The 11209-nt window shown below is 37.8% G+C and carries 10 protein-coding genes; 7 read left to right on the top strand and 3 right to left on the bottom strand.

Annotation, left to right across the window (positions count from 1 at the left end):
- The 3 genes from VJ786_RS09675 to VJ786_RS09685 all read right to left on the bottom strand — a co-directional run bounded on the left by VJ786_RS09675 (position 1) and on the right by VJ786_RS09685 (position 3009).
- Complete coding sequence (locus tag VJ786_RS09675; protein WP_134776405.1) at positions 1-963, bottom strand: HlyD family secretion protein; 963 nt, start codon at positions 961-963, stop codon at positions 1-3.
- Between the two features lie 2 nt (positions 964-965).
- Positions 966-2363 (bottom strand): TolC family protein, encoded by a 1398-nt coding sequence (locus tag VJ786_RS09680; RefSeq protein ID WP_134776404.1) that lies wholly within the window; start codon positions 2361-2363, stop codon positions 966-968.
- Between the two features lie 79 nt (positions 2364-2442).
- Positions 2443-3009, bottom strand: a complete 567-nt coding sequence (locus tag VJ786_RS09685) for a Crp/Fnr family transcriptional regulator (RefSeq protein WP_134776403.1) — start codon at positions 3007-3009, stop codon at positions 2443-2445.
- Between the two features lie 129 nt (positions 3010-3138).
- On the opposite strand from VJ786_RS09685, the gene VJ786_RS09690 reads away from it, so the two are divergent.
- From VJ786_RS09690 to VJ786_RS09720, 7 genes are all read left to right on the top strand, one after another.
- Entirely contained in the window at positions 3139-5220 is a 2082-nt protein-coding gene (locus VJ786_RS09690) for a TonB-dependent receptor plug domain-containing protein (protein ID WP_167554219.1), read from the top strand.
- A gap of 1 nt (position 5221) precedes the next feature.
- Entirely contained in the window at positions 5222-6280 is a 1059-nt protein-coding gene (locus tag VJ786_RS09695; RefSeq protein ID WP_134776401.1) for an HmuY family protein, read from the top strand.
- A 1-nt stretch (position 6281) separates the two neighbouring features.
- Entirely contained in the window at positions 6282-7157 is an 876-nt protein-coding gene (locus tag VJ786_RS09700) for a heme/hemin ABC transporter substrate-binding protein (protein WP_134776400.1), read from the top strand.
- Complete coding sequence (locus VJ786_RS09705; RefSeq protein WP_134776399.1) at positions 7154-8200, top strand: FecCD family ABC transporter permease; 1047 nt, start codon at positions 7154-7156, stop codon at positions 8198-8200. The genes VJ786_RS09700 and VJ786_RS09705 overlap by 4 nt, the downstream gene beginning before the upstream one ends.
- Positions 8197-8976, top strand: coding sequence for a heme ABC transporter ATP-binding protein (locus VJ786_RS09710; protein ID WP_134776398.1), 780 nt, complete (start codon positions 8197-8199; stop codon positions 8974-8976). The genes VJ786_RS09705 and VJ786_RS09710 overlap by 4 nt, the downstream gene beginning before the upstream one ends.
- Positions 8977-9317: 341 nt before the next feature.
- On the top strand, positions 9318-10346 hold the full coding sequence (locus VJ786_RS09715) for a hemin-degrading factor (protein ID WP_134776397.1): 1029 nt from the start codon (positions 9318-9320) through the stop codon (positions 10344-10346).
- Positions 10343-11188, top strand: coding sequence for a ChaN family lipoprotein (locus VJ786_RS09720; RefSeq protein ID WP_134776396.1), 846 nt, complete (start codon positions 10343-10345; stop codon positions 11186-11188). Before VJ786_RS09715 ends, VJ786_RS09720 begins: the two co-directional genes overlap by 4 nt.
- The last annotated feature ends 21 nt before the right edge of the window (positions 11189-11209 follow it).

The raw sequence follows: 11209 nt of genomic DNA on the forward strand, positions 1-11209 counted from the left end.
TTAGTCTTCTTTTATGATAAATGTAGCTTTTGTCAAGAGATCTTGAACTTGTTTAGGGTCTACTGCCTTTAAGCGTATCTCAAACATGGATTGCTGTTCTTCAAAATCCGGATAAGCGGTACTGATGTTTGCATAAGCGGTTAATGGTTTAACCGTCTCGATACGAGCTTGAATTTCCTCATTGTTCTGATATGGAATAACCAATGTTTTTTGGCTACCCTTTTGAAAATCCTTGATTTTTCCTTCAGGAACCGTTACTCTGAAATAGGTGCCATCCTGAATATATCCTGATACCAAACTATAACCAGCCAAAGCCAATTCTCCGGTTTTGAGGTTGATGTTTTCAATACTCATATCCTGCGGAGCCAAAATAAATCGCTCTTTAGCAGCAACCGTAACTTCAGATACTGCACCTAAAGCACGTTCCTTTTGGCCTAAAGCCATTTTCTGCTGTTCAATTCTTGCTCCATGTTGGACGTCGGCCAATTCTGCTTGGGCAGCTAAGTATTGGTTTTTTGCGCCTTGGTATTTGGCATAGACTTCATCGTATTTTTGCTGTGCAACTAGGGAATCCTTCAATAGGTTATTCATCCGATTTAAAGATTTTTGGGCAAAGTCATATTGTTCCTTTAATCCGGATACTTTTGCGTTCAATTGTTTTATCTGTCCATCAGTGGCACCTTTAACAGCCATTTCATATTGTGCTTGTGCAGCGTTGAGTGCTCCCTGTGCCTGAATGGATTTCGCATCCACTTCAGGAAATTCCAGGATAAGTAAGGTGTCTCCTTTTTGAACAAATTGTCCCTCCTCTACCAATACCCGCTGAATCTTACCAGGGATTTTGGTGGTTACGGCAATTTGATCCCTTTCAATTTTACCTTCTATTTTAATTTGTTTTTTAGGATCTGTTTGACAGCTCTGTAATAGTAAGAATGCACTAAGGCTATATATTAATTTTTTCATGGTTATCGAGTTATAGTTTCGTATAAGTTTCCGTTAGCTTTCAAAAGTTCGCTAGCCGCTTGACGTTGTGCCAGCACTTGCTGGAAGTAGTTTAAAGACTGTTTATAATATTCGTTTTCAGCTTCCAGGCGTTCCGTAACATCTGTCAAACCTTCTTCAAATTGTCTGGATGCAAGATGAAGGTTGTTTTTGGCAATAGCTACCTGTTGCTCATTCACTTTGGTCTTTTTCAAAGCAAGCTGATAATCTACCGTGGTTTTTTTCTGTAATAAGGAAAGCTTTTCCTGTGTATCCAACAGTTTGTTGTCATTGATCTGCATATCCAATTTTGTTTTCTCGATGGCAGTTTTATGTGCCTTTCCTTCAAAAATATTCCATTTCATTCCGATTCCTACCGCATAATTAGGGGCCATCTGAAAATGATTACTTTCCAATTTTAGGTTGCCCATTTTAGGAAGATTTTTGATGGTTAAATCTGTTGAAAATGCATTGATATAGGATAGATTACCAAAGGCAAAAACCTGGGGTAATCTACTACCCTTTTCTTTTTTGTAAACATATTCATAAGCTTTGCCTGCAGCCTCTAAAGCTTGAACTTCCTTACGGTTCATTGTTTGGGCATCTTCCAGATTCAAGCTGAGTTCCTGCAAATTGTAATTAGTTTCTTTTAAGCGTTCTATCGGTAGTCCTGTCAGTTCTTGAAGTTTGAAGAATAAGAGCTCCCGATTACTTTCCAGTTCTGCTTTTCTACTTTCCAATTCCAACATCGCCAATTTAATCTTGTCCCGATCATAGGGAATAGCTAAACCATTATCTATCGCTCGAACCACTTTTTCGTGTTCCTTTTTCAAGCGTTTTTCAGAATCTTGAATAAGTACATCCACCTCTTTCAACAACATCAGCTGATCAAAACTCAGGACCACTTCTTGAGCTAATTGATCATAACCTGCTTGATTCATTAAATCCTGTGCTTTGAATTTTTGTTCGAGGGCTTTTTGTCCGTTAGTGATCTGCAGTCCACTAAAAATAACCTGGGTGGCAGTTACCCCTGCCATGGCTACTTGTGAAGAAACATTTAATTGTTGCGAGCCATCATAAATGGAAGTTCCTAAAAGGGGCAATTGTTTTGTAGGAAGATCTATATCCATATTACTGTTCAAATAGCCATACATGGCATTTGCACTAACATGAGGTAGGAATTTTCCTTTTACATGCTCCCTTTCCAAGGAAATCTTTTGATTTTCCAAGGTGGCATTCTGAATAGATCTGTTGTGTTGAATGGCTTGTTCTACAGGTTGTTTAAACTCTTTAAATCCGATTTGTTGAGCTTGAACGGATATTGTAGAACCAAATAATACGGCAGTACTTATTAAAGCCTTTCTAATTGTTTGATTGTTCATGACCAGTTTGTATTATCTTTTAACAATACAAAGGTCATGAGGATAAGGGAGGATATTTTTAAGATATCTTAAAAAAGGTCTATACCTTTCCTCTAATTACGGATAAAGTTTGTTGTGATATGCCAAGATATGAAGCAATATGTCCTAAACTGGCATTTTGGAATAATGTAGGGTTTTGGGTTATAAGACCTTCATACCTTTCCTGGGCAGTTTCAAATTGTGTGTTGTAGAACCTGTTCGAAAAATTGATCAATGAATCCAATAGCACTTTCTGAATGATCTGATTGACGGTTATATTGGTTTTGGCAAGTTCTTCTATGGGAGCAAATGGCATTAGCCATATTTTTGATGGCGCTAATGCTTGAAATCCAAAAAGTGAAGGTTTTCTGTAGAATACACTTTCAATACCTGTACTAAAGCTATTAGGACCGAAAAAATAATGCGTAATATCCTTTCCGTTTTTATAATAATAGATTCTAGTGAAACCACTCTCAATAAAATAGATATACCTTAAATGACTGTCTGGTTCAAAAATAATATCTCCTTTTTGATATTCTTTCTGTTCCATGATCTGGTCGAAAAATTGTTCAACCTCATCATTAATATGATAATATTCACTAAAAAAATTCAATAAGGGTGTTCCCATGAAATAAAAATAAGGCTTTTATTTCCGATTATTAAACTAAAATTTCCTTTCACGTCCCTTTCTTATTTGGAACTGTTCTAAACAAGCTATAAGTTTGTAGTGTTGTTTATAATGATTCTAAATAATTACATGAGACTTACTTTTTACATACTTTGCTATTCCTTATTACAAACATCAATTAATCCTGTTTTTGGTCAAACATCTTTGGATAAGGATCAGCGCCAAAAGCAGGATTCTTTATTTCAAAAACAAGTTATTGAGCAGGTGGTTGTGACAGGACAAATAAAGCCTACCTCCTTAAAAAACTCCATATATGCCGTTCGAACCATCAATCGGGATGATATCATTCGACGAGCTACAAGCGATATTACCACTCTTCTGAATACGCAATTAGGAATCCGCTTTAATAATGATTTGGTTCTTGGTGAATCTGACATTGAATTAATGGGTATGAGTGGGCAAAATGTAAAGATCTTATTGGATGGCATTCCATTGATTGATCGTGGAAGTACGAAACAAAGTCTGTCACAGATCGACATCAATACGATCGAGCGCATTGAACTTGTTGAAGGACCTGTGTCGGTCATTTATGGAACGGATGCTTTGGCAGGTGTAATCAATATCATTACAAGAGATGCAAGTACCTTAAAGAGCCAATGGAATTTGGAAGTCAGACTTCTTGAAGAAACGGTAAATACCGAATATAATCCAGCCTATGCAGAAGGTCGACATAACCTACATGCCAATCTGATTTACAGCAAAAATAATTGGTATGGGAATATGACCGCCAGCAGGAATACCTTTGGTGGTTATCAAGGCAATCTTTCTGGAAGAGCACTGGCCTGGCAACCGAAAGACCAATACCTGGCATCAGGAAAAATAGGTTATAATCATAATAATCTGCATGTATTTTACAATTTTAGTTTGCTGGACGAGGATATTTATACACCGGGGAACATCTTACCCAATAACAGATATATAGATAAGAATTATCTAACCAACCGATATAACCATATGGTTCAGGCCGACTGGCAATGGAAGGAAAAATGGAATTTTGTTAGCTCTTTTACCCAACAGAATTACAGGCGTGCCACCGTAACCAATATACATGACTTTGAAAAAGGAACGATGGAACTGAGTACGGGCGCTGGTGAACAGGATGTTTCTACTTTTTATCAAAGTTTTGGGAAAATTACTGGCCATTATAAATGGTCAAATCGATTGGATTTATTGAGTGGCGTGGATATTGATTACGATCGAGGGTCGGGAGCCCGAATACAAGAGCGATCTGAAATTTGGGATCTTGCAGCTTTTATAACGGCAGATTACCGACCAATTTCTTGGTTGATGATTAGACCTGGTCTACGGTTTATACATAACTCCATATATGATGCTCCTCCGGTAATTCCTTCTATTAATGCAAAATTATTGTTGAATGAACATTTTGATTTGAGACTTTCCTATGCTCGTGGTTTTCGGGCACCAAGCCTAAGAGAACTTTACTTTAACTTTTTTGACAGTAATCATCAAATTGAAGGCAATAAAGATCTGAAAGCTGAACATAGTAACAGTTACCATTTAAATCTAAATTTTGAAAAAGCATTTCATTCACAAGCTTTTCTAAGGACAAGTTTTGGTAGCTACTACAATCAATTCAATAATCTGGTCACGATGAGTATGAAGCCTGGGGATAACAGGGTGAATACTTACCTCAATTTGGCCCATTATAAAACCACTGGATTTAACCTTGCCAATACTTTTTCTTACAAACACTTAAAAATAGATCTTGGCCTTGGCTATATAGGTAGATATAATATGCAAAAAGCAATTAATCAAGAACTAAAACAATTTTTATGGACGCCAGAGCTTAATGCTGGAATATCGCAAGAGATACCTCGATGGGCGACAAATATTTCTGTATTTTATAAATATAATGGCAAAAGGCCGGGATATGAAACCATACAGACCAATACTGGCGTAGAAGCTAGACAGACCAGTCTCGCCAGTTTCCAACAACTCGACCTGAGCGTGAATAAAACCCTTTTCAAAGGTTTAAACCTACAGGCGGGTATTCGAAACTTGACCAATACAGAAAATATTGAAAATACGGCCACAGTTGGTTCAGGAGCACATAGTTCTTCCGTTTCCTCTGTACCTATTAGTTATGGAAGATCATACTTCTTTGGTTTGCTTTACAATTTGAATAAATAATATGAGAACAATTACTACTTTAAGTGCTGTTGCGATTTTAGGATTTTTAATGTTAGGATCTTGTAAAAGACAAGATGCACCTATCCCTAAAATAAAACCTTCTGATGGAAATAAATTAACCTTAGACGGTGGACCTGGCGGTTCGTATGCCGAAAATGCGGTATATGTTGATTTGAGCACAGATAAACAATCGTCAGTTAAACGAAGTTCCTGGAACTTAGGCTTTCATTGCGGTGCAGAATTCAGTGTTATTCTGAATAGTTCGATGGATATGTCGGCAATGGTTACCAATTCCACCGACATTAAATCAGTCAATAAAACTAATTTCGATGTTGAACAATTGAAGTTAGATATCAAGCCTGAAAAACTGAAGATTTATGATGATACATTAGGTAGGCTAAACCATAATGTCATCGCTGAAATCAAGGCCAATGCTAACGACAATAAGGTCTATGTAGTTAACAGCCCAACTCCCAAAGGCGATGATGAATTTTGGAAAGTTAGGATCGTAAGAAGCGGTACAAATGCTTATACCCTGGAATATGCAAAATTAGAGGATCAACAAATCAAATCATTGAGTATAACGAAAGAGGAGGCTTTTAATTTTAAATTCATCTCCTTCGCCTCAGGTCCGGTAAATGTAGAGCCCAAAAAAGAAGAATGGGATTTTGTGTGGACAAGATCAATCTATTTTACTTCCATGGCCGGAACTCCTGTACCCTATTCTTTCAGTGATTTAATATTTACCAACCATCTTTACAAAGTTACTTCTGAACAAATCATCTTTTTGGACAAAGATGGAAAAAGCAATGGTAAACCCACTTATGCTGAATTTGACGAAAGCAAATTATCCTTAGTAACCTTTAAACCCAATAGAAATGTGATTGGTGCTAATTGGAGAAGTGCTTTCTCTCCTGGTGCCTATAAAGATCGTTACTATGTAATCAAGGATAATCTTGGAAACATCTATAAGTTGAAATTTATCGCCATGGGTGCTGGAGGTGATGGCGGAAAACGTGGATATCCTGAATTGGAATATAAACTTGTAAAAGCCTATTAACATGAAAAATATTGGATACTTGTTCGTATTTATGGCCTTTGCGCTGTTTATTTCCTCCTGCCAAAGTGGAAATTCGGAAACACAGAGCGCTGCAGCCAATAACCCTGATTCATTACGCATTGTCTCGTTGAATGGTACTATAACGGAAATATTGAGCTTGGCCGGATTAGAAGATCAGATCGTAGGCACTGATGTAGCTTCGACCTATCCAGAGTCCATAAAATCCAAACCTAAGGTTGGTCATAATCGTAAAATCCCGGTGGAAGGTGTATTAGCCTTAAACCCCAATTTGGTTATCGGAACCACAACAGAGGTTCCAAAAGAAACTGTTGAACAGTTTCGACAGGCAGGTCTAAAGGTCTTACTGCTTGATCAGGAGTATTCTGTTGAAGGCTCGAGGAACCTTATCCGTGCATTAACCGATTCGTTGAACCTGAAACTTAAAGGAGATTCCATTCTTTCATCGTTCGATAAAGAAATTGCGGATGTAAAGTCTTTCCCGGAATCCCACGGAAAACCTAAGGTCCTATTTATTTATGCACGTGGTAGTGGAACCATGATGGTTGGTGGATCTGATACCCAAGTGGATAAAATTATCCAATTGGCAGGAGCGGTGAATCCAGCAAAAGATTTTAAGGACTATAGACCATTAACATCCGAGTCTTTGGTGAATTATAATCCTGATGTATTGTTGCTGTTTGATTCTGGATTATCCAGCCTAGGTAGTGCTGAAGGCCTATTATCAGTTCAAGGCGTAAAGCAGACCAATGCTGGCAAAAACAAGAAAATTATTGCCATGGATGGACAGTTATTATCGGGCTTTAGTCCGCGGTTGCCACAGGCGATCAAAGAGTTACATACTAAAATTCATGAATGATAGAAAAATATAAAACGATTTTCATTATCTCTCTACTACTATTTCTAATTGGCTCCTGCATACTTTCCATATGTGTAGGGGCCATAGAAATACCCTTAGGTGATTTAATGAAAATAATTAACAAACAATTCCGATCAAATAATCCTGTTGAATCCCAACAGGAGGCCGTGTTAATGGCTATCCGTATGCCCAGAGTCATCCTTGGTCTTTTGATCGGTGGAACATTAGGGATATGCGGTACAGCCATCCAAGGGATTTTCCGAAATCCATTGGCGGAACCTGGGCTGATAGGGATATCCTCTGGTGCATCCTTATTTGCTGTAATGTTCATTGTATTAGGAAATTCCCTATTTTCTAGTTTAACGCATTATATGGGTTACTATGCTTTAGCTATAGTTTCGTTTTTAGGAGCTCTGCTCACGACAACTGTACTTTACAAGTTTTCAGTGAGGAAAGGAAGAACTTCCATCACAACCTTACTTTTAATGGGCATTGCTATCAATGCATTGATCGGGGCATTGGTGGGTCTTTTTACATTTATTGCGAATGATGAAGAGTTAAGGAATATCACTTTTTGGAATCTAGGAAGCTTGGGAGGTGCTAGCTGGCAATCAGTTGCTGCCCTGCTCCCATTTGCATTGATTTGTATGGGCTCTTTGCTATTCTTTGGAAAACCCCTAAATGCCTTATTGTTGGGTGAATCCCAAGCGGAACATCTAGGGATTAATTTGCAGCAAACCAAAAGGACTATTGTGGTATTAACAGCAATCGGTGTAGGCGCCTGTGTGGCCCTTTCAGGAATCATCGGATTTCTGGCACTTCTTGTTCCACATTTATTGCGGATGACCGTTACGGCTGATCACAAATTCCTTCTTCCCGGCTCCGTACTTTTGGGAGCTAGTTTATTGGTATTAGCAGATTTATTGGCTAGAACGATCGTTATTCCTGCCGAACTTCCGATAGGAATCATTACAGCTATCATGGGTGTGCCCATGTTTTTAGCCATAATTATAAAGAATACGAAGGAAGGAAATATATCATGATTTCCATCCAAGGACTTAATTATTTCATTGGATCCCAAAGGATTCTTCAGGATGTTCAAATGCGGGTTGTTGGCGGTGAATTGGTTGGGATTATCGGTCCTAATGGTGCTGGGAAATCCAGTTTATTGAAATTAATCAGTAAGGAAAATCATGGATATTCTGGTGAGATCTTGATTAATGGTAAGAATTTGAAGAAATATAAGATTTTGGAATTGGCTAAATTCAGAGCTGTTCTTCCGCAGAGCAATTACCTTGCTGTTAATCTTAAGGTTTTGGATATTGTTTTGATGGGTAGATATCCGCATTTCAATTATAAGCCGAGTTCTGAAGATATTAGGATTGCGAAATGTTGTTTGGATGAAATGGGTATGGCGGGGTTTCAGGAAAGAATGATTTTTACGTTATCAGGAGGAGAACAACAAAGGGTGCAATTGGCAAGGGTTCTTGCCCAGATTTATCAGCAAAGGGACGGGATATTGTTGATGGATGAGCCGATCAATGGATTGGATCTGGAGTATCAACAGGTTATTTTAGAAAAGGCAAAGGATCTGGCAAGGCTTGGAATGTGTGTTATCTGTGTGTTGCATGATATCAATTTGGCGGCGCAGTATGCAGATCAAATTCTTTTATTGAAAAATGGGAAGGTAAAGGATTTTGGACCTCCTGAGGAGGTTTTGACGGAGGAAGCGGTTTTTGATATGTATCATACAAAAGTGAAAAGAATTGAAAAAGGAATTTTGGGGTATACGGGCATTCTTCCTTCAGGGATGGGATGATAAATAGGGGCATTGTGATTTTACGTCATCGCGTTTTACGTCATTGCGAGGCACGAAGCAATCTTTAGCCATGTCATTGTGATTTTACGTCATTGCGAGGCACGAAGCAATCTTTTGCCATGTCATGTTGAGCGAAGTCGAAGCATCTAAATATGGTACCCGTACAGATCCTTCGACGCTGCTCAGGATGACAAAGTCGAAAGATTGCTTCGTCGTACCTCCTCGCAATGACGCTGAGATTGCTTCGTCGTGCCTCCTCGCAATGACGAGTAAACCATCTCCCCATGACTGACCAGAACAAAAAAAAAAACAAAAAACAAACAAAAATTAAAAAACAAAAAATGAACAGAACAACAGAAAATAACATCAGATCTATCTACGAAAAATACAAACAAGAGAACCCAAAAGTTCGTATCAGAGATGCTGCAAAAGCTTTAAAAGTAACCGAGGCAGAATTGGTTTATAGTTCAGAAAACAACCTTTATCTCCTCCCCGATTTCCATAACCTATTAAACGAATTAAAAGAACTCGGTTATGTCATGGCATTAACAAGAAATGAATATGCCGTACATGAAAGAAAAGGCATATACAGCAAGGCGGGGTTCCATGGTACCATCGGATTGGTCGTAAATCCAGATATCGATCTGCGCCTCTTCATGAAAGATTGGAAATTTGTATTTGCTGTCAATGAAAACAATAGAAAAAGTATCCAATTTTTCGATCGGTTTGGAAATGCCATTCATAAAGTATATCTCACTGAAAAAAGTTCTGTAGAGGCTTATGAAAATTTACTGGATAAATTTCAAACCGACCAACCTGATCACCTATCCATTGAAATTCAAATTCCATTAAAGGAACTTCCATTGGAAACGGAAAAATTTGATGCAAAGGAATTTCATCAGGAATGGAAAGATCTTCAGGATACCCATGATTTTATGGGAATCCTAAAAAAGCATGGATTAAGCCGAATTCAGGCCATGCAAAATGCACCAAGTGGATTTACAATGGAAATTCCAAGATCAAAGATTGAATCTATTTTAAATTTAGTATCTTCATTAAAGACAGAAATAATGGTCTTTGTAGGAAATTCAAGTTGCCTGCAGATCCATACTGGACTTGCGCAAAGGATTGTTCGGACTGGTCCGTGGATAAATATCCTGGATGAAGAATTCAACCTTCATTTAAATGATCAAGCTATTCATAGTCTTTGGATTGTTAAAAAACCAACAAATTTAGGTTTGGTCCACAGTGTAGAGGCTTTTGATGATCAAGGAAACCTGATCATTCAATTCTTTGGCAAAAGAAAACCTAGTATTCCGGAAAGCGAAGACTGGCGGTTATTGGTTCAATCATTAACAGAAACCTTATGAAAATAATTGGCATATTGATCTTATTCTTGTTGCCCAATATGGTTGTTCTTGCACAAGAAGTCGAAACCCAGGAATTTGTAGAAGCTGAAATCATCCTCAAAGACAAAAATGGAAAAAACAGCAGTTTGGAGAATGTTGTTCAAGCAGTCGAAGAAAGGCCATTGGTGTTTTTTGGGGAACTTCATGATAATGAACAAGCCCATAAGGTACAACTAAAATTACTCACTCTATTAAACAAAGTTCATCCTACTGTAGTTTTAGGAATGGAGATGTTTGAAACAGATGTTCAACATATAATAGATGAGTATTTTGCCGATTTGATCAGTCAGAAAAGTTTTGAATCAGAAGCAAGAGTCTGGTCCAACTACCAAAACGATTATAAACCTTTAGTGGAATTCGCAAAAGCTAATAAAATAAAATTAATTGCGAGCAATGTTCCTCGGAGATACGCTAATGCAGTTTATAAACAAGGGATAACCGTATTGGATAAATTCGATAGCAGGGTTAGATCCTTTATGGCTAAATTACCTTTAAAAGTGGATACTACGTTAACCACCTACCAGGATATGCGTGAAATGCTTCCTGGTCATGATGCTACAAATATGATCTTTTCCCAGGCATTAAAAGATGCTACTATGGCTGAATTTATCCTGAAAAACTATCAGGAAGGACAAGTTTTTCTACATATTAATGGGGCTTATCACAGCAAAATGAAAGAAGGCATCATCAGTTTTTTTCCAAAAGACATTCAGCAAAAAGTGTTAACCATCAATACCGTCAAGCGAGAAGAAGTTACTCCTGAACTATTAGCAACAGCTGATTTTACGTTGATTGTTGATTAATGAATTGATTCTTGACTGAAG

This window comes from Sphingobacterium tenebrionis (assembly GCF_037126265.1).
GTDB lineage: Bacteria > Bacteroidota > Bacteroidia > Sphingobacteriales > Sphingobacteriaceae > Sphingobacterium > Sphingobacterium tenebrionis.

Excerpts from the sequence above, each read along its gene's own strand:
- VJ786_RS09675 (WP_134776405.1), bottom strand. The coding sequence starts at position 963 with ATGAAAAAATTAATATATAGCCTTAGTGCATTCTTACTATTACAGAGC.
- VJ786_RS09680 (WP_134776404.1), bottom strand. The coding sequence starts at position 2,363 with ATGAACAATCAAACAATTAGAAAGGCTTTAATAAGTACTGCCGTATTA.
- VJ786_RS09685 (WP_134776403.1), bottom strand. The coding sequence starts at position 3,009 with ATGGGAACACCCTTATTGAATTTTTTTAGTGAATATTATCATATTAAT.
- VJ786_RS09690 (WP_167554219.1), top strand. The coding sequence starts at position 3,139 with ATGAGACTTACTTTTTACATACTTTGCTATTCCTTATTACAAACATCA.
- VJ786_RS09695 (WP_134776401.1), top strand. The coding sequence starts at position 5,222 with ATGAGAACAATTACTACTTTAAGTGCTGTTGCGATTTTAGGATTTTTA.
- VJ786_RS09700 (WP_134776400.1), top strand. The coding sequence starts at position 6,282 with ATGAAAAATATTGGATACTTGTTCGTATTTATGGCCTTTGCGCTGTTT.
- VJ786_RS09705 (WP_134776399.1), top strand. The coding sequence starts at position 7,154 with ATGATAGAAAAATATAAAACGATTTTCATTATCTCTCTACTACTATTT.
- VJ786_RS09710 (WP_134776398.1), top strand. The coding sequence starts at position 8,197 with ATGATTTCCATCCAAGGACTTAATTATTTCATTGGATCCCAAAGGATT.
- VJ786_RS09715 (WP_134776397.1), top strand. The coding sequence starts at position 9,318 with ATGAACAGAACAACAGAAAATAACATCAGATCTATCTACGAAAAATAC.
- VJ786_RS09720 (WP_134776396.1), top strand. The coding sequence starts at position 10,343 with ATGAAAATAATTGGCATATTGATCTTATTCTTGTTGCCCAATATGGTT.